Source organism: Streptococcus sp. SP1 (assembly GCF_030440005.1).
Classification (GTDB): domain Bacteria; phylum Bacillota; class Bacilli; order Lactobacillales; family Streptococcaceae; genus Streptococcus; species Streptococcus parasanguinis.
In genome coordinates, this window is the sequence record NZ_JAQFJJ010000002.1 from 17,359 (window position 1) to 36,568 (window position 19,210).

The following is a 19,210-nucleotide window of genomic DNA, read 5'->3' on the forward strand; positions in this document are numbered from 1 at the left end:
AGTTAGGGAATGTCTGCTAAAGAAGAAGCCTTTAAAAATGAATTTCAATTTGCCTCTAGTTCGATTGTGGCCCATATTGTCAGAGGTGTTCTGGTTGGGATTGTTGTGGGCTGTATCGTCTCGAGTTTTCGTTTTTTGATCGAACATATTTTTCATTTTGTTCAAGGCGTTTACAAGGAGATGTCTGGTCAACCACTTTATTTGCTGGCGATGCTGTTGGGGTATGGGGTGATCGTACTGATTGCTGGTCGCCTTATTCGCATCAATCGGGATATCAAGGGATCGGGAATTCCGCAAGTCGAAGCAGAGCTCAAGGGCCTCTTGGCGGTGAGCTGGTGGGATACCCTGTGGAAGAAGTATATTCTAGGTGTCTTGGCCATCGGAAGTGGCTTGATGCTAGGTCGTGAAGGTCCTAGTATTCAATTAGGGGCAATGGGTGGAAAAGGAGTGGCCCATCATTTGAAGGTCAGCCCGGTTGAGGAGCGGTCTTTGATTGCAAGTGGGGCTGCAGCAGGCCTTGCCGCTGCCTTTAATGCACCTATAGCGGGGCTTTTATTTGTGGTTGAAGAGGTCTACCATCATTTTTCACGTTTCTTTTGGATTTCGACCTTGGCTGCTAGTTTGACTGCTAATTTTATTTCACTCAATGTCTTTGGTCAAACACCAGTGCTTCATATGCCACAAAATATTCCACCACTCCATCTGTCTCAGTACTGGATTTATCTTTTTCTTGGAGTCTTTTTAGGGGCAGCAGGGTATGTCTACGAAATAGTGGTTCTCAATATCGGAAGATTGTATCGCTTACTTGAGAAGATTTTCCATGTCCCTTCACATTATTCTTCTTTATTTGCCTTTGTCTTGATTCTTCCAATCGGCTATTTTCTTCCTCAAATTCTTGGTGGTGGGAACCAATTGGTCTTGGATTTAGCTCGAGTACCGTATCCAGTGCTGACCATCCTTCTCTATTTTTTGATCCGTTTCATTTGGAGTATGTTGAGCTATGGTAGTGGCTTGCCAGGAGGCATCTTCCTTCCAATTTTAGCATTAGGATCTCTCTTAGGAGCCATCGTTGGAACCTTCCTCCAAAACATTGGCTTTATCTCTCAAAACCAGCTGCCTCTTTTCATCATTTTAGGAATGAGTGGGTATTTTGGGGCTATTTCAAAAGCGCCATTAACAGCGATGATCTTGGTAACAGAGATGGTCGGTGATATTCGTAGTTTAATGCCCCTAGGCATGGTGACCTTGCTGGCTTATATGATCATGGATCTCTTCCATGGAGCACCAGTCTATGAAGCCATGCTCGAGCAATTGTTACCGGATAAGGCGCAAGAAGAAGGAGAGTTAACTTTAATTGAGATCCCTGTATCAGAAAAGATTGCAGGAAAACAAGTTCATGAACTGCACCTCCCTCAAGATATCTTGATCACCACGCAAATGCGAAGCGGTAAGAGCTATACGGTCAATGGTGCGACTCGCTTGTATCTAGGTGATAGCATCTTTGTGGTGGTTAAAGAATCCGAAATTGGACGGGTCAAGGATATTCTTTTGTAAAAGACAGATTCACATAAAAGTTTTTCTATTATTAAATTTTCAGACAATTATTGAAAAATGAGAAAACATCTGGTAAAATAAGAGCAAGAACAAATGAGGAGAAGTCTTTCATGAAAAAATATAGTCTACTCTTATTGAGTGTTGCTCTTTTAGCAGGGTGTGCAAATTCTACTAGCAAACAGTCAAGTCAAAAGACGCAAACCAGCTCAACGGTGCAGTTGTCAAAGGCTGACCAGAAGACCTTGGACAATGCGACAGCTGAATACAAAGACTTTGTTGAAATGCAAATTGACCAATTGCTCAAGGATACAGAAGGATTCCGTGCTACCCTAAAAGAAGGGAATTTGGAAGAAGCTAAAAAGCAATACCCCTTGATCCGTATGGCCTATGAACGTTCCGAACCGATCGCTGAAACTTTCGGAGAATCGGATGTCAAAATCGACTACCGTTTGGTGGATTATGTGGATGAAAATAAATCAGAAGATGGCTGGTCAGGTTTCCATCGGATTGAGCGTATCCTTTGGGAAAACAATACTACAGATGGAACAGACAAATACGCTGACCAACTGGTGAACGATATCAAGGAGTTGAAAGCTAAAATTGCTACAGTAGAAGTCACACCGGATATCATGTTGACCGGAGCTGTCGATCTACTCAATGAAGTGGCAACACAAAAGATTACGGGTGAAGAAGAAGTCTTCTCTCATACAGATCTTTACGACTTCCGCGCCAATATTGAAGGGGCTGAAAAGATCTTCTCTCTCTTTAAACCTTTGATTGAGAAAAAAGATGCCAAATTGGTTAAAACCTTGGAAGCAGAATTTAAGAATGTTAATGCTTTATTGGACAAACACATGACAGATGATTCAAACTATAAGTCTTACACAGATTTATCCAAGGAAGATACTAAGGAATTGGCAGAAGCTGTGACCAAACTTGGTGAACCTTTGTCTCAAATGGGTGTGATTTTAGATGGGAAATAGGAAAAATGGCTGACGAAAAATTTTTAGATAAAAAAATGGACCGTCGTGAATTTCTTAAAAAAGCAGGTATTGGAGGGGCTGGTCTAGCGCTGGGCCTCTCTGGTGCATCTGCTTTTTTCGCTAATCAAGACAGTTCCAGCAAAAAAGCTTATGACGGGGATGAAGACATCTCCTTTTATGGCAAGCACCAAGCAGGGATTACGACGGCCATGCAGAAGGCTTGCTACTTGGTGGTGTTAGACCTTCACACGACGGACACAAAAGAAGTCATCCAGCTCTTTAAAGACTGGACCGATTATAGTAGTAAATTAGTCGAAGGAGAATTGGTCAAAAAAGATGGTTCTAATGCCCTCTTGCCACCAACAGATACAGGTGAAACAGTAGGACTCAACCCCTATCGCTTGAGCTTGACGTTTGGGGTTTCGGCTACCTTTCTCAAGAAACTGGGCTTGGAAGCTAAACGTCCCAAGCTCTTTCGTGATTTGCCTCCATTTCCAAAGGAGCAGTTGCAGGCCAAATATACGGGTGGCGATATCGTCATTCAGGCCTGTGCAGACGATGAGCAAGTAGCCTTTCATGCGGTGCGAAATCTGATTCGTAAGGGCCGTAATACCATCACCATGAAGTGGAGCAAATCAGGATTTGCAGCTATTGGTGACCGAAAAGAAACGCCGCGCAACCTCTTTGGTTTCAAGGATGGAACAGCAAATGTCACGACGGAGAAGGATTTTGACAAGGTTGTCTGGACTGATAGCAAGGATTGGATGAAGGGTGGTTCCTATATGGCTCTTCGCCTAGTGCAAATGCACTTGGAAACTTGGGACCGAACCAATTTGCAGGAGCAGGAAAATACCTTTGGTCGCTACAAGGAGTCCGGTGCTCCCTTTGGTAAAACCAACGAATTTGATGAAGTAGATTTATCTAAACTACCAGTAGATTCACATGTCCGTTTGGCCAAAGAAGTGGATCGACCGATTTTACGGCGGTCATATTCCTATTCGGATGGCATCAATGAACAGACTGGGCAATTTGATGCAGGTTTGATTTTTATCGCCTTTCAAAAGGATCCGAACAGCTTTGTCAAAATCCAAACCAACTTGGGTGCGGTGGATAAAATGAACGAGTACATCACCCATATCGGAAGTGGACTCTTTGCTTGCTTTGCAGGCGTTGAGAAAGGAGGGTATCTTGGTCAAGCACTCTTTGAATAAACTCTTGATCTTGTTCGGCCTTCTTGCCTTGTTCTGGACTCATCCAGTGGCTGCGGAGTCTTATAGCGATCTCTTTATCAAGATCACAGATGCAACAACAGCTTTACAAAATAAGGACCAGGATAAGGCTAAGGCATTAATTGCTGAGATTCAGGTTGATTTTGAATCCAAAGATCACCATGATTCCAAAGCAGGGAAAAAAGTTAGCAAAGCCTTGGCTATAAAAGGGGAGGTAACCAAAGACAATCTCACCAAGATCTCATCAGCCTTGCTCGCTTTTGAAAAAGAGCAAAATCCGGTCGATTTAGAGGCAGAAAAAGATAAACTCGTGAATCGGCTCGCTCCTTATTTTAAGAATCTACAAAAGGCGATTACAGCGAAGGATCTGGATAAAACCCGTCAAACCTATGCAGATCTCAATAATACCTGGACACGAAACGAAGCAGTGGTAAGGGATCATAGCACAGCCTACTATGGCAAAATCGAGACGGCCATTTCGCTCTTACGTAGTAGCATTGAAACAGAGCCTACTGACTTCACCAGCATCCAGTCCTCCTATGATGACCTCAAAAATGGGATTGATGCCTTTGTAAAAGGCGAAGCGATTAGCAGTGCTAGTACGGATTTGACGTTGAACGATGGGATCAAGCTTTTGGAGAAGGCGCAAAGACAATTCCAAGCTGGGGATGAAAAGTCTGCTGCAGCAACTATGAAGCAGTTCATCACCATCTGGCCAACCATTGAGGGGGATGTCAGCACAACCTATCCAAGTCTCTACACGCGCGTAGAGAGTGAATCCCCGGTCATTATGGTTAAGGGGAAAGAAAAGGCTTATCAAGAGAAATTACAAGCCTTGATCAGGGACCTGTCTGCGATTGATACGACAGCTTCTTACAACGCTTTTGATGCCATGTTGATTCTTCTGCGTGAAGGAGTAGAAGCGCTTCTGATCGTCATGGCGCTTGTGACGACCCTTAAGGCCGCTAAGATGAGGAAAGGACTCAAATGGGTCTACGGTGGAGCTCTTGCGGGGGTTCTTGCCAGCGCAGCGATCGCTCTTGTTTTGCAAGTAGCTTTTCCAGCTGTGACTTCGGGCTCTAACCGGGAAATCATCGAAGGGGGCGTTGGGATTTTCGCTGTGCTCATGATGATCCTCATTGGAATTTGGCTACACAGCAAGTCCTCTGTCAAACAGTGGAATGCCTTCATGGACCGTCAGATGAAGACCGTAACGGCTACAGGAAGCTTTGTCTCTATGTTTGCCCTCAGTTTCTTAGCAGTCTTTCGTGAAGGGGCTGAGACCATTCTCTTCTATGTTGGAATCATTCCGCGGATTTCAACCGCGAATTTCTTACTGGGAATCGGTCTTGCTATAGCCGTTCTCATCATCATTGCAGTGGCGATGACCAAGGCCAGTCAAGCGATCCAACCTCATCGAATCTTTTTCATTCTGACATGGTTGATTTACGCCTTGGCCTTCAAGATGCTCGGTGTCAGCATCCACGCCCTGCAGTTGACCAATATTCTACCTAGCCATTTGGTCAATGGATTTCCAACCATCGATTGGGCGGGGATCTATCTAAGCTGGGAAGTTCTTCTTCCTCAAGGTATCTTTGTGGCCTTGATCGCACTCGTTACGGTGAGACAACATGGCAAAGAGTAGAGCAGATGAAATGACTATTGTTGAACATTTGGTCGAATTTCGAAAACGATTGATCGCAGTGATCTTATGTTATATTATCGTCTTTCTAGGGGCTTTTGTATTTGGTGGAGAACTCTACCAAGCCTTGACTGCTAGCCTGCATCAAAAACTGCTGGTACTGGGACCGAATGATATCCTCTGGATCTATGTATCGCTAGCCAATCTCACAGCCTTTAGTCTGACCTTGCCCTTTATTGTCTACCAGATTTGGCAATTTGTAAGGCCGGCTTTGAAGGAAAAGGAGGCGCGTGCAGTCTTTGCCTACATTCCAGCTAGCTTTATTTGCTTTGTACTGGGGCTTGCATTTGGTTATTTCTTTGTCAGCCCAGCTATTTTAGAGGTCTTGATGCGCTTGGGAGAAGGGCTGTTTGATACCCAATTGACGGCACAAAATTATTTAACCTTCTTATGGCACACCACCTTGCCTTTAGGGGTCTTGTTCGAGTTACCAGTTTTGGTCGCTTTTCTGACCTCGATTGGGCTCTTGACACCACAGTTTTTAATAACCTACCGACGATACGCTTATTTTGTCCTGCTGGTCTTAGCTGTCGTGCTAACCCCTGCAGACTTTATCAGTGACTTGGCCATGACACTCCCTTTGATCCTCTTATTTGAAGTCAGTGTCGCCATCAGTAAAGTCATCTATTCAAGAAAAAGGAGAAACTAATGGGAATTTTACGTGATATTGGAGCACCAGGATTGATCATCATCATCCTGGGCGCCCTCTTGATTTTTGGACCAAAACGCCTGCCAGAGTTGGGCCAGTCCATCGGAAAAATGTTTGCTGAATTTAAGACAGCTGTCAATAAAGGCAGTGAAGAAGCCGACCAAGAATCAAAAGAAGCTAAAGAAGAAAAAGAATAATCAGACAATTTTCAAAATTCTATTGAGTTCGATTGCATAAAAGGGTATAATAAGACAAGTACTTGCAATCGACGAAGGAGGAAACCATGATTATTACGATTTTGTCACTCATTTTCTATTTCAGCTATATCGGATTCTTATGCTGGTTGGTCGTAAAAATTGTCGAAAAATTGTTCAATTTCTTGTTGAACCGTTAATAAAGAAACAATCCATTTCACCCCAAGTGAGTGGATTTTTTTCTTATTCATTCAGATAGGATCAAATATAAGGGGACTTCAAGGGTCTCTTTTTGTGTATCTAATCCCTTTAGCTAGTGACTAACTTGAACTTCAAACTGTATTTCGGTATGATAGTATACAAAGGATGACTAAATATGTATAGCTTTCATAAGCTTTTAATCTTATAGAAAAGAGACAAAACACATGCAGTATTATTTTATCGGTGGCCTAGGTAGCAATAGCTACCATCTGGCTCCGCTTATTGAAGAACTTGGCTTTCCAGTGACCTTTCTAGATCCCTATAGGGAAATGATTCAGACAGAAAACGATCTTTGTGCTTGGTTTCAAGGTCAGATTGGCCAGGCGGAAGAGATCTGTTTATTGGGGCATTCCTTGGGTGGAGATTTGGCTCGTTATCTGGCTGCCGAGTTTCCTCAGATTCGAGCTCTGATTCTCCTGGATGGGGGTTATCTGGATATGGAAAAGATTCAGCCTCTTGAAGAAGAGCTAGAAGCTACGTCGTCCTTCATGCAGCAGCAAGTCTTTGCAACTTTAGAAGAAGCCGTGTTATCCGAACTTGGTGATGGAGCAGATCCTACGCCTATAGCGCGAAAAGCAGTAGAGGCTAGCTATCGCTGGAATCCAGCAAGTGAACAATATGAATTAAATCTAGTTCTAGAAAAAATCTTGACCTTATTGCGTCTACGGCGTCGGATCAAGACTTACCAAATTCCACTGGCCGACCTGCCTGTCCTTTTTATTGGACCTCGGTACCAAGAAGAACCTGAATGGAGAAAAGAAGCTCTGAAGCAACTAGATCCCCAGATCAGGCAAGTCTTGCTAGAAGGTTTGGGGCACGAACTGTATACAGAGGTGCCAGAAATTGTAGCTAGAGAAGTGAACAATTGGCTCCAAAATGTTCATAAATAAAACTTGTTTTCTTTTTTGAAACAGGTTTTTATCTTGTAATTTCCGAACATTATTTCCTATAAAATCATTCCCATTGCATTAGGTCCGTATCTTTGGTATAATCTATCAAGGAAACGTCAAGAGACGTAGCGATGCGCTTGCGCATAGGTAGGTCAGTTTTTAGAAAAGAGATTTTTCAATCTATGTTAAATGAATTTCCTATTTTCGACTATGAAGATATTCAGTTGATTCCCAACAAATGTATCATCAATAGCCGGTCAGAAGCAGATACAACCGTCCAATTTGGCAACCATACCTTCAAGCTTCCAGTCGTTCCTGCCAATATGCAGACGATCTTGGATGAGAATGTGGCAGAGCAGTTGGCGCGTGGTGGTTACTTCTACATCATGCACCGTTTTGATGAAGCGGGTCGGATTCCTTTTGTCAAACGTATGCATGAGCAAGGTTTGATCGCTTCCATTTCGGTCGGTGTTAAGGAATACGAATACGACTTTGTGAGTCAATTAAAGGCAGATGCGCCTGAGTACATCACTATTGATATCGCACACGGTCATGCAGATAGTGTCATTCGGATGATTCAACACATCAAGAAAGAATTACCAGATACATTTGTCATTGCTGGAAATGTTGGAACACCTGAAGCTGTTCGTGAATTAGAAAATGCGGGAGCTGATGCGACTAAGGTCGGAATCGGCCCTGGTAAGGTTTGTATCACCAAAGTTAAGACTGGATTTGGTACAGGTGGTTGGCAATTGGCTGCTCTTCGCTGGTGTTCAAAAGCAGCGCGTAAGCCAATCATTGCGGACGGTGGTATTCGGACCCATGGTGATATTGCCAAATCGATTCGTTTCGGGGCGTCTATGGTCATGATCGGTTCTCTCTTTGCAGGACATATCGAAAGTCCTGGTAAAACAGTAGAGATTGATGGAGAGTCTTTCAAAGAGTACTATGGATCTGCTTCAGAGTACCAAAAAGGCGCTTATAAGAACGTCGAAGGTAAGAAGATTTTATTGCCTGCCAAGGGTCATTTGCAAGACACCTTAACGGAAATGGAACAAGATTTGCAAAGTTCGATCTCTTATGCAGGAGGCCGAAAATTAGCAGATTTGAAACACGTTGACTATGTGATCGTTAAGAATTCTATCTGGAATGGCGATGCACACTAATTGAATTACTTATTTATTTCACGAATGGGCGTGATGTTTCTACAAGGTGCCGGAACACCTAACAATAAGTAAGTCGGGATTATTTCTCTTTCTAGAGAGATTTCAAGGCTTGCTTAGCAGGCCTTTTTGTGTTTTGTGAATGAAGTAGAGGATTTTTTTAAAAGTAGGAGGAAGTATGAAATTACTTGAAGAACGCATCTTAAAAGATGGCAATGTTTTAGGTGAGAATATCCTCAAGGTGGATTCCTTTTTGACCCACCAAGTGGATTTCAAATTGATGAAAGAAATTGGTCAGGCTTTTGCGGACCGGTTCAAAGATGCTGGTGTGACCAAAGTCGTGACCATTGAAGCGTCTGGAATTGCACCAGCCCTTTATGTAGCTGAAGCCTTGGATGTTCCCATGATCTTTGCTAAGAAGGCGAAAAACATCACGATGAATGAGGGCATCTTGACGGCTGAGGTTTATTCCTTTACCAAGCAAGTCACCAGCACCGTTTCGATTGCGGGTAAATTCTTGGATCCATCAGATAAGGTTTTGATCATTGACGATTTCCTTGCAAATGGCCAAGCAGCCAAAGGCTTGATTCAAATCATCGAACAAGCTGGTGCTCAAGTAGAAGCTATTGGGATCGTGATTGAAAAATCCTTCCAAGATGGACGGGGATTGTTAGAAGAGTTGGGATATCCAGTTGTATCCCTCGCACGTTTGGACCGTTTTGAAAATGGTCAGGTTGTATTTAAGGAGGCAGACATCTAATGCAAAAACAAGAAAGCCATTCACAGGCGGCCATTCTAGGCTTGCAACACCTTTTGGCCATGTATTCGGGATCTATTTTGGTGCCGATTATGATCGCAGGAGCTTTGGGCTATAACGCTCATCAACTAACCTATCTCATCTCTACAGATATCTTCATGTGTGGGGTCGCAACTTTCCTTCAAGTGCAGCTCAATAAATACTTTGGGATCGGTCTTCCGGTAGTCCTTGGGGTTGCCTTCCAGTCTGTGGCTCCTCTCAGCATGATCGGGGCTAGCCATGGTAGTGGTGCCATGTTTGGTGCCTTGATTGTCTCAGGGATTTATGTCATCCTTGTCTCTGGTTTCTTCTCTAAGATTGCCAATCTCTTCCCATCAATTGTAACGGGATCCGTTATTACAACCATTGGTTTGACTTTGATTCCAGTAGCGATTGGAAATATGGGAAATAATGCGCCAAAACCAACCGTTCAAAGCTTGATTTTGGCTGTAGTGACTATTCTCATTATTCTGGTTGTTAATATCTATACGACTGGTTTTATTAAATCCATTTCAATTTTGATTGGTTTGATCGCAGGGACTGCCATTGCGGCTTCTATGGGCTTGGTAGACTTCACACCTGTGGCTCAAGCACCAGTCGTTCACGTTCCAACACCTTTCTTCTTTGGAGCTCCTAAGTTTGAAATCACCTCAATCGTCATGATGTGTATCATCGCGACAGTTTCTATGGTTGAATCAACAGGTGTTTATCTTGCACTTTCTGATATTACTAAAGATCCAATTAATAGCACGCGCCTTCGCAATGGTTACCGCGCTGAAGGGTTGGCTGTTCTCCTCGGTGGTATCTTCAACACCTTCCCTTACACCGGATTCTCACAAAACGTTGGCTTGGTGAAATTATCTGGTATCAAGACTCGTCTTCCAATCTACTATGCGGCTGGTTTCCTTGTTCTTCTTGGTCTCCTTCCTAAGTTTGGAGCTTTAGCACAAATCATTCCAAGTCCAGTTCTTGGGGGAGCGATGCTAGTCATGTTTGGTTTTGTATCGATTCAAGGGATGCAGATTCTTGCGCGTGTTGATTTTGAACACAATGAGCACAATTTCTTGATCGCTGCTGTATCGATTGCTGCAGGGGTTGGTTTGAACAACAGCACCCTCTTCAATGGCCTTCCAACAGGATTCCAAATGTTCTTTGCTAACGGAATTGTTGTTGCCAGTGTCTTGGCGATCGTTCTCAACGCTATTTTAAACCGCAACAAAAACTAATCTCACATGAACCGGAGGTCCTTGGATCTTCGGTTTTTTTGACTTTTAAGGAAACATATAGTAGAGTGGAAGAGGAGAAAATCTAATTTGATGAGAAGAGAGTTAGAATCATGTATTTAACCTATCACTTTAAAGAGCGCTTGCGCTTGTTTTTGAGTCTATTTTTGCCGATTTTGATCTACCAATTGGCCAATTATTCAGCCAGCTTTGTCGATACAGCCATGACCGGTCAGTACCGGACCCTTGATTTGGCTGGTGTTTCTACAGCTACCAGTCTGTGGAATCCATTTTTTACTTTCCTGACAGGGATTGTCTCTGCACTGACGCCGATTGTTGGGCATCATTTAGGCAAGGGAAATAAAGAACGGATTGCTGGCGATTTTTACCAATTCCTCTATATGTCATTTGGTATGGCTATTCTCTTAATAGGCTTTGTTTGGGGCATTGCACCCATGATTCTCAAGCAGATCGGTTTAGAAAATGTTGTTGCCCAAATAGCCATTCGCTATTTATATTTTCTTTCTCTGGGAATCTTACCCTTGTTGCTCTTTAGTATCGTGCGGACCTTCCTTGATACCTTGGGAATGACGCGTCTATCGATGTACTTGATGCTCTTGCTTTTGCCTCTCAATGCTTGTTTTAACTATATCCTGATCTATGGAGCATTTGGTTTTCCTGAGATGGGGGGAGCAGGAGCAGGTCTTGGAACCTCTCTGGCCTACTGGGTCTTGCTGGTTATTGCGGTTTTGATCTTGTGCAAACATCCCAAGGTAGCACCTTTCCAATTGTGGAAGCCACAGCCTTATGATTTTAAAGGGATGAAAGAAGTATTGAGGCTTGGGCTTCCAATCGGTGGAATTGTTTTTGCAGAAGTCATCATCTTCTCGCTGGTTGGTCTGTTAATGGCAAAATTCCCATCACTAACCATTGCTAGCCACCAATCGGCCATGAATTTTTCTACCCTGATGTATGCTTTCCCGGTTAGTATCTCAAGCACCATGGCTATTATCGTATCTTACGAACTGGGAGCAGGAAGACCAGAAGTGGTCAAACAATATTGCCGTTTGGGACGGCTGACAGCTTTTGGTTTTGCCATTGTCACTCTCGTCTTTCTCTATACATTCCGCTTCCAACTGGCAGGGCTATATGGCAAGGATCCAGTCTTTGTGCAACAAACAGCTATTTTCATGACCTATAGCCTCTTTTTCCAAGTAGCCGATACCTTCGCAGCACCCCTTCAAGGGATTTTGAGGGGCTATAAGGATACAACCGTCCCATTCTTATTAGGCGTTTTTAGTTATTGGTGCATCTCTATCCCACTAGGGATTTTCCTTGATCATGTGACCAACTTGGGTCCATACGCATATTGGATCGGCCTTATTTCTAGCCTTGTCGTGAGTGGAATTTGTTACCAGCTTCGGCTCTGGAAGATCGAAAAAAAGCAGGTAAACTAAAATGAAGTCTGGGAAACCAGGCTTTTTGTGTGCCGTGAATATTATAAATTTTCTGAAAGTTCTTGACAATTGATGTCAAAGTGGTAAGATTAGGAGGTAGAAATGAAGAACTAGAAGGAGAACGAGATGAGAAGTGATATGATCAAAATGGGGATCGACCGAGCACCAGCACGTGGTCTCCTCTATGCAACTGGGCAAGTAAAATCAGCAAAGGATATGCAAAAGCCCTTTATTGCCATTTGTAACTCCTATATTGATATCGTTCCAGGGCATGTTCACCTGCGTGAATTAGCAGATGTTGCCAAGGAGGCTATCCGCGAGGCTGGTGGGATTCCTTTTGAATTTAATACCATCGGTGTGGATGATGGGATTGCTATGGGCCATATCGGGATGCGTTATAGTTTGCCATCTCGCGAGTTGATCGCAGATGCTGCTGAAACAGTCATCAATGCCCACTGGTTTGACGGTGTTTTCTATATTCCCAACTGTGACAAGATTACACCAGGAATGATTTTGGCAGCTATGCGGACCAATGTGCCAGCTGTATTTTGTTCTGGTGGACCTATGAAGGGTGGCGTTGACATGACGGGGCATCAGGCGACGCTCTCAAGTTTATTTGAAGCTGTCGGTACTTATCAAGCTGGTGATATGGGCATGGATGAGCTGGATTTCTTGGAAAAAAATGCCTGCCCAACTTGTGGCTCTTGCTCTGGTATGTTTACTGCCAATTCCATGAACTGTTTGATGGAAGTATTAGGCCTTGCTCTTCCTGGAAATGGTACCATTCTAGCTGTTTCAGATGAACGCCGGGAACTGGTTCGCCAAGCGGCCAAACAATTGGTAGAGAATATAAAAAAGGATATCCGTCCACGGGATATTGTAACCAAAGAAGCCATCGACGATGCATTTGCGCTCGATATGGCCATGGGTGGTTCTACCAATACGGTGCTTCATACACTGGCTATTGCGCGTGAAGCAGGGATTGACTATGATCTCAAAGATATCAACGAGATTGCCAAGAAGACACCTTATCTTTCTAAAATTGCCCCTTCAAGTGTTTACACCATGCATGATGTGCATGAAGCTGGTGGTGTTCCAGCCATTATCAATCAGTTGATCAAAAAAGGTGCCATTAAGGGTGATCGTATCACTGTTACTGGTAAAACCTTGAAAGAAAACGTAGCTGGTGCTGAAATCAAAAATGAAGAAATTATCCATCCAATCGAACATCCTATTTCACCTGTAGGTGGTTTGTCGATCCTCTACGGAAATATTGCTCAGGATGGAGCTGTTATCAAGGTCGGTGGAGTAGATCCATCTGTGACCACTTTCCGTGGGAAGGCCATCTGTTGCGATTCACAAGATCAAGCCCTTGAGTTGATTGACAATGGAACAGTCAAGAAGGGACATGTCGTCGTTATTCGTTACGAGGGTCCTCAGGGTGGACCTGGTATGCCAGAGATGCTAGCGCCAACCTCTAAGATTGTCGGACGTGGTCTTGGTAAGGATGTGGCTCTGATTACGGATGGTCGTTTCTCCGGAGCTACTCGTGGGATTGCTATTGGTCACGTTTCTCCAGAAGCAGCAGAAGGTGGAAATATCGCCCTAATCGAAGATGGGGACGAAATCGTGATCGATCTTCCAAATCGTACCCTTGATCTACTTGTCGATGATGCAACCCTTGCAGAACGTCGCAAACATTTGAAACCTTTCAAATCAAAAATTTCCAGCGGTTGGTTGCGTCGCTATACAGCCTTTGCCAAATCAGCCAATGTCGGCGGAACCTTGATGAGTGACGAAGAATTCGAAGAACGGAAAGCAGAACGTCAAGCCCAAGAAAAATAAAAAAAGCCTTTCCTGCTATGTGATATCACAAGCAAGAAAGGCTTTTTTAGTGGAACCATTATTTGGTGCGCATTTCACCTTGAGGGAAGTAGGTTCCTTCAGGCATATCATTAATGATAACGTGAACAGCTGACTGAGGAGCACCAGTATTGCGGACAACAGCTTCGGTTACTTCCTTGGCCAAGGCTTTCTTTTGTTCCAAGGTGCGTCCTTCAAATAGGTCAATTCGTACAAATGGCATATGGCCACCTCCTAAATTTTTTATAGGACTATTTTATCACATTTTGGGATACAAAGCTTAGCAAAATTATGGTAAAATGATAATGAAACACATTTTAGAGAGAACAGAAGGAAAATGGCACAATTATATTATAAATATGGGACCATGAACTCGGGGAAAACCATTGAGATCTTGAAGGTGGCCCATAATTATGAAGAGCAAGGCAAGAGCGTCGTCATCATGACCTCAGCAATCGATACACGAGATGGAGTAGGAGTGGTTTCTAGTCGGATCGGTATGAAACGAGAAGCCGTTGCAATTGAAGACGATACTGATATCTTTGGCTTTATTAAAAACCAAGCAATTAAACCCTACTGTGTCTTAATCGATGAAGCTCAGTTTTTGAAACGACACCATGTCTATGACTTGGCAAGAGTCGTGGATGAACTGGATGTGCCGGTGATGGCTTTTGGCCTCAAAAATGATTTCCGAAATGAACTCTTTGAAGGTTCCAAACACCTCCTCTTGTTAGCCGACAAGATCGAGGAGATCAAAACCATCTGCCAATACTGTTCCCGCAAGGCGACCATGGTCTTGCGTACCCAAGCGGGTAAACCTGTCTATGATGGAGAGCAGATCCAGATCGGTGGACACGAGACCTATATCTCCGTTTGCCGCAAACATTATTTTAATCCAGATATACCAACTGAAAGAGTCTAGAACGTTTTAGAGAGGATAATAATGTCTATTTGTTTAAAAGATATTACAATAGAGAATTATTTTGACGTTTTAAATCTAGAAGTTCATCCAAACCAAAGGAATTTTATTGCATCCAATTCCATTAGTTTAGCTGAAGCCTATGTATATGATAAAAATGGTGATTTTATAGCTCCCTTAGCAGTTTATGATAAGGAAGTATTAGTTGGTTTTGTTATGATTGCCTATGACCAGAAAATTGGGATCAGCAAGGGAAATTACTTGTTATTTCGTTTTATGATCGATAAACGATTTCAAGGTTTAGGCTATTTTAAACCGACTATGGATGCAGTCATTGACTTTGTTCGAACAGAGCCAGCTGGAAAAGCAACAAGTCTTTGGTTATCTTATGAACCGGAAAATAATCAAGCGAGATCTTGCTATCTCCATTATGGATTTAAAGAAACTGGCGAAGTCATAGAAGACGAAATTGTAGCAATCTATGATCTAACAACCAAGAATTAAGGAGCAAACATGAATATCTATGATCAACTACAAGCTGTAGAAGACCGATACGAAGAGTTAGGAGAATTATTGAGTGACCCAGATGTGGTCTCTGATACCAAACGCTTTATGGAGCTTTCAAAAGAAGAAGCTTCCACGCGTGATACGGTGACAGCCTACCGAGAGTACAAGCAAGTCCTTCAAAACATTGTTGACGCTGAGGAAATGATTAAGGAAGCAGGTGGCGATGCGGACTTGGAAGAAATGGCCAAGCAAGAACTTAAGGATGCTAAGACCGAAAAGGAAGAATACGAAGAAAAATTGAAGATCTTACTTCTTCCAAAAGATCCAAACGATGACAAGAACATTATCTTGGAAATCCGTGGAGCAGCAGGAGGAGACGAAGCCCAGTTGTTTGCTGGTGACCTCTTACAAATGTACCAAAAATACGCGGAAAGCCAAGGTTGGCGCTTTGAAGTCATGGAAGCTTCCTACAATGGCGTTGGTGGGATCAAAGAAGTCGTAGCCATGGTTTCTGGTCAATCGGTTTATTCAAAACTCAAGTATGAATCTGGTGCCCACCGAGTACAACGCGTTCCTGTGACTGAAAGCCAAGGTCGTGTCCATACCTCTACAGCAACAGTTCTGGTCATGCCAGAAATCGAAGAAGTCGAGTATGACATTGATCCGAAAGACCTTCGGATTGATATCTACCACGCATCTGGTGCGGGTGGACAGAACGTCAACAAGGTCGCAACAGCCGTTCGTATCGTCCATTTGCCGACCAATATCAAGGTAGAGATGCAAGAAGAACGGACGCAACAGAAGAACCGTGAAAAAGCCATGAAGATCATCCGTGCGCGTGTGGCTGACCACTTTGCTCAGATTGCCCAAGACGAGCAAGATGCTGAGCGGAAGTCTACTATCGGGACTGGTGATCGTTCAGAGCGGATCCGGACCTACAACTTCCCTCAAAACCGTGTGACTGATCACCGGATTGGCTTGACCCTTCAAAAATTGGACACCATCTTATCTGGTAAATTAGATGAAGTGGTAGATGCTTTGGTCTTGTATGATCAAACTCAAAAATTAGAAGAGTTGAATAAATAATGTTGTTGGGATCATTATTAGCCCAATATGAAGAAGAATTAATAGCCGTTGGAGAGGAAGCAGAAAGCCTCTCCTTCGCGTATCGTGCTTTAAAAAACTGGACCTTTACAGACTTTGTCCTTGCTTTGCAAAAAGAAGTGGAAGTAGAGGATCAGGCCTTGCTTGATTCCATTTTTGAACAGTTGAAACATCACGTCCCTGCCCAGTATATTATTGGTAGTGCAGAATTCTGTGGCCATGTTTTTAAAGTTGATGAGCGCGTGCTGATTCCACGACCAGAGACAGAGGAGTTGGTGGCTCTCATTCTCGAAGAAAACGATGAGAAAGCCTTACGAGTTCTGGATATTGGTACAGGAAGTGGGGCCATTGCGATTAGCTTAGCCCTTGCTAGACCTACCTGGCAGGTTCAAGCTAGTGATGTCTCAGAAGATGCTTTAGCCCTAGCTCAAGAAAATGCCAAGCAATTAGAAGCTGTCCTTGAATTCAAGTCGTCAGATGTACTGGACGAACTAGAAGGTCTTTATGACCTGATAGTGTCCAACCCTCCCTATATCTCCCGGGATGATGTAGAAGAGGTTGGAGCCAATGTTTTAGCCTCTGAACCCCACTTAGCACTTTTTGCGGATCGTGATGGATATGCTATCTACGAAAAGATTGCCCAGCAAGCACCAAGTGTTTTAACACCAGACGGAAAGATCTATCTAGAAATTGGCTATAAGCAAGGAGCCAAAGTAAAAGAGCTCTTTCGAGAAGCGTTTCCTGACAAACGAGTTCGCGTTCTGAAAGACCAATTTGGACAAGATAGAATGGTAGTAGTAGACAATGGATAACATTGAGAAAGAATTAGAAGCAGGCCGTGCGGTTATTCTGCCAACTGAAACAGTCTATGGTATTTTCGCTAAAGCTTTGGACCAAGAGGCAGTTGATTATATTTACGAATTAAAACGTAGACCGAGAGACAAGGCTCTGAATTTAAATGTAGCCGACGAAAAAGAAATTCGACTTTATTCGAAAAATCAACCTAGCTATTTAACAAAACTGATTGATTCATTTTTGCCAGGGCCTCTGACTATTATTCTTCAGGCGAATGACAAGGTACCAGACTGGATTCATTTAGGCTTGGATACAGTTGGTTTCCGTATACCGGCTCACCCAAAGACATTGGATTTAATTCGTAAATACGGCCCTTTGGTTGGTCCCTCTGCCAATCTTTCAGGTCATGCAAGTGGAACAAAGTATAGGGCTATTGTAAGCGAATTTGATCAAGTGGTTCCTGGTATAGAGGATGATGACTTTCTGACAGGCCAAGATTCAACTATTTTGGATATTTCTGGTTCCAAAGCCAGGATTTTGCGGCAAGGTTTGATTACAAAAGCTGATTTGCTTGCACAAGTGCCGGAGCTTTCTTTTGAGGAAGATGAACTTCCTCAGTGATAATGTACATAAATAATTTTTTATAAAGGAGTAGACCGATGATTTTTGATAAAGAAGATTACAAAGCTTATGATGCAGACCTATGGAATGCGATCGCTAAAGAGGAAGAGCGTCAACAAAACAATATTGAGTTGATTGCTTCTGAAAATGTCGTCTCTAAGGCAGTGATGGCTGCTCAAGGGTCTATTCTGACCAATAAATATGCCGAAGGCTATCCTGGTCGTCGTTACTATGGCGGGACAGATGTGGTCGATGTGGTCGAAAGTCTCGCGATCGAACGGGCCAAAGAAATCTTTGGGGCTAAATTTGCGAACGTTCAACCGCATTCAGGAAGTCAGGCAAACTGTGCTGCCTATATGGCCTTGATTGAGCCTGGTGATACCGTCATGGGGATGGATCTAGCTGCCGGTGGGCATTTGACGCACGGAGCTTCTGTGAGCTTCTCTGGTCAAACCTATAACTTTGTGTCCTATAGTGTAGATCCTGAAACAGAGCTCTTGGATTTTGATGCCATCCTAAAACAAGCCCAAGAAGTGAAGCCAAAACTCATCGTTGCTGGTGCCTCAGCCTACTCTCATATCATTGATTTCTCAAAATTCCGTGAGATTGCAGATGCAGTAGGAGCCAAGCTCATGGTCGATATGGCCCATATTGCTGGTCTCGTGGCAGCAGGTCTTCATCCAAGTCCGGTTCCTTATGCCCATATCACGACAACGACCACTCACAAGACCCTTCGTGGACCTCGTGGAGGTCTGATCTTGACCAATGATGAGGAATTAGCTAAGAAAATAAACTCTGCTATTTTCCCTGGTATTCAAGGAGGACCGTTGGAGCATGTCATTGCAGCCAAAGCTGTCGCTTTCAAAGAAGCGCTGGATCCTGCCTTTAAAGAGTATGCAGTTAACGTGATTAAGAACAGTCAGGCCATGGCTGATGTCTTCTTGCAAGATCCTGATTTCCGCGTTATTTCAGGCGGAACAGAGAACCACCTTTTCCTTGTCGACGTCACTAAAGTCGTTGAAAACGGAAAAGTGGCGCAAAACTTGTTGGATGAAGTCAATATCACCCTCAACAAGAACTCTATTCCTTATGAAACCTTGTCTCCATTTAAGACCAGTGGGATTCGGATTGGTGCAGCAGCCATCACCGCTCGTGGTTTTGGTGAAAAAGAAAGTCGCACCGTTGCTGAACTCATGATCAAAGCGCTGAAGAATGCAGATAAGCAAGAAATATTAGACGAAGTGCGTAGCCAAGTCAAAGCCTTGACAGACGCCTTTCCACTTTATGAGGACTAAACCAT

19 protein-coding genes and 1 riboswitch are annotated in these 19,210 nt (G+C 43.5%); of the genes, 18 read left to right on the forward strand and 1 reads right to left on the reverse strand.

What is annotated here, in order from left to right; translation table 11 throughout:
• Positions 1–9 precede the first annotated feature (9 nt).
• From PCY07_RS01185 to ilvD, 12 genes are all read left to right on the forward strand, one after another.
• On the forward strand, positions 10–1,554 hold the full coding sequence (locus tag PCY07_RS01185; RefSeq protein WP_301355101.1) for a ClC family H(+)/Cl(-) exchange transporter: 1,545 nt from the start codon (positions 10–12) through the stop codon (positions 1,552–1,554).
• Positions 1,555–1,664: 110 nt separating this feature from the next.
• Complete coding sequence (gene efeO, locus PCY07_RS01190) at positions 1,665–2,537, forward strand: iron uptake system protein EfeO (protein ID WP_003016640.1); 873 nt, start codon at positions 1,665–1,667, stop codon at positions 2,535–2,537.
• 5 nt (positions 2,538–2,542) lie between these two features.
• On the forward strand, positions 2,543–3,748 hold the full coding sequence (gene efeB / locus PCY07_RS01195; RefSeq protein ID WP_045764039.1) for an iron uptake transporter deferrochelatase/peroxidase subunit: 1,206 nt from the start codon (positions 2,543–2,545) through the stop codon (positions 3,746–3,748).
• The gene (locus PCY07_RS01200; protein WP_041826310.1) at positions 3,726–5,411 is read left to right on the forward strand and encodes an FTR1 family protein; all 1,686 of its coding nucleotides are present in this window, start codon (positions 3,726–3,728) and stop codon (positions 5,409–5,411) included. The genes efeB and PCY07_RS01200 overlap by 23 nt, the downstream gene beginning before the upstream one ends.
• Positions 5,398–6,117 (forward strand): twin-arginine translocase subunit TatC, encoded by a 720-nt coding sequence (gene tatC, locus PCY07_RS01205; RefSeq protein WP_014713298.1) that lies wholly within the window; start codon positions 5,398–5,400, stop codon positions 6,115–6,117. Before PCY07_RS01200 ends, tatC begins: the two co-directional genes overlap by 14 nt.
• Positions 6,117–6,314, forward strand: a complete 198-nt coding sequence (locus PCY07_RS01210) for a twin-arginine translocase TatA/TatE family subunit (RefSeq protein ID WP_003016601.1) — start codon at positions 6,117–6,119, stop codon at positions 6,312–6,314. Before tatC ends, PCY07_RS01210 begins: the two co-directional genes overlap by 1 nt.
• 422 nt (positions 6,315–6,736) lie before the next feature.
• Entirely contained in the window at positions 6,737–7,462 is a 726-nt protein-coding gene (locus PCY07_RS01215) for an alpha/beta hydrolase (protein ID WP_014713300.1), read from the forward strand.
• 182 nt (positions 7,463–7,644) lie between these two features.
• Positions 7,645–8,628 carry a GMP reductase gene (gene guaC, locus PCY07_RS01220; protein ID WP_037615292.1) on the forward strand — a complete coding sequence of 328 codons (984 nt, stop codon included), beginning with the start codon at positions 7,645–7,647 and terminating at the stop codon, positions 8,626–8,628.
• Positions 8,618–8,713: riboswitch (purine riboswitch) on the forward strand. (Overlaps the previous gene by 11 nt.)
• A gap of 90 nt (positions 8,714–8,803) precedes the next feature.
• A complete protein-coding gene (locus PCY07_RS01225; RefSeq protein WP_014713302.1) occupies positions 8,804–9,385 on the forward strand; it encodes a xanthine phosphoribosyltransferase in 582 nt (193 codons plus the stop codon).
• Positions 9,385–10,647 (forward strand): nucleobase:cation symporter-2 family protein, encoded by a 1,263-nt coding sequence (locus PCY07_RS01230; RefSeq protein ID WP_014713303.1) that lies wholly within the window; start codon positions 9,385–9,387, stop codon positions 10,645–10,647. Before PCY07_RS01225 ends, PCY07_RS01230 begins: the two co-directional genes overlap by 1 nt.
• 110 nt (positions 10,648–10,757) lie before the next feature.
• Positions 10,758–12,101, forward strand: coding sequence for an MATE family efflux transporter (locus PCY07_RS01235; protein WP_301355100.1), 1,344 nt, complete (start codon positions 10,758–10,760; stop codon positions 12,099–12,101).
• A gap of 126 nt (positions 12,102–12,227) precedes the next feature.
• The gene (gene ilvD / locus PCY07_RS01240) at positions 12,228–13,946 is read left to right on the forward strand and encodes a dihydroxy-acid dehydratase (protein WP_013903555.1); all 1,719 of its coding nucleotides are present in this window, start codon (positions 12,228–12,230) and stop codon (positions 13,944–13,946) included.
• A 58-nt stretch (positions 13,947–14,004) separates the two neighbouring features.
• Here the strand turns inward: ilvD and PCY07_RS01245 are convergent, their stop codons facing one another.
• Entirely contained in the window at positions 14,005–14,187 is a 183-nt protein-coding gene (locus tag PCY07_RS01245) for a 4-oxalocrotonate tautomerase (RefSeq protein ID WP_001117401.1), read from the reverse strand.
• 114 nt (positions 14,188–14,301) lie between these two features.
• On the opposite strand from PCY07_RS01245, the gene PCY07_RS01250 reads away from it, so the two are divergent.
• From PCY07_RS01250 to glyA, 6 genes are read left to right on the forward strand one after another with little or no spacing between them, the layout of a single operon-like run.
• A complete protein-coding gene (locus PCY07_RS01250; RefSeq protein ID WP_061604194.1) occupies positions 14,302–14,886 on the forward strand; it encodes a thymidine kinase in 585 nt (194 codons plus the stop codon).
• 21 nt (positions 14,887–14,907) lie between these two features.
• Complete coding sequence (locus PCY07_RS01255; RefSeq protein WP_003012071.1) at positions 14,908–15,387, forward strand: GNAT family N-acetyltransferase; 480 nt, start codon at positions 14,908–14,910, stop codon at positions 15,385–15,387.
• A gap of 9 nt (positions 15,388–15,396) precedes the next feature.
• Positions 15,397–16,476, forward strand: a complete 1,080-nt coding sequence (gene prfA, locus PCY07_RS01260; RefSeq protein ID WP_014713306.1) for a peptide chain release factor 1 — start codon at positions 15,397–15,399, stop codon at positions 16,474–16,476.
• A complete protein-coding gene (prmC, locus tag PCY07_RS01265; protein ID WP_301355099.1) occupies positions 16,476–17,306 on the forward strand; it encodes a peptide chain release factor N(5)-glutamine methyltransferase in 831 nt (276 codons plus the stop codon). The genes prfA and prmC overlap by 1 nt, the downstream gene beginning before the upstream one ends.
• Entirely contained in the window at positions 17,299–17,910 is a 612-nt protein-coding gene (locus PCY07_RS01270) for an L-threonylcarbamoyladenylate synthase (protein WP_301355098.1), read from the forward strand. The genes prmC and PCY07_RS01270 overlap by 8 nt, the downstream gene beginning before the upstream one ends.
• A gap of 38 nt (positions 17,911–17,948) precedes the next feature.
• Complete coding sequence (gene glyA, locus PCY07_RS01275; RefSeq protein WP_301355097.1) at positions 17,949–19,205, forward strand: serine hydroxymethyltransferase; 1,257 nt, start codon at positions 17,949–17,951, stop codon at positions 19,203–19,205.
• Positions 19,206–19,210 lie beyond the last annotated feature (5 nt).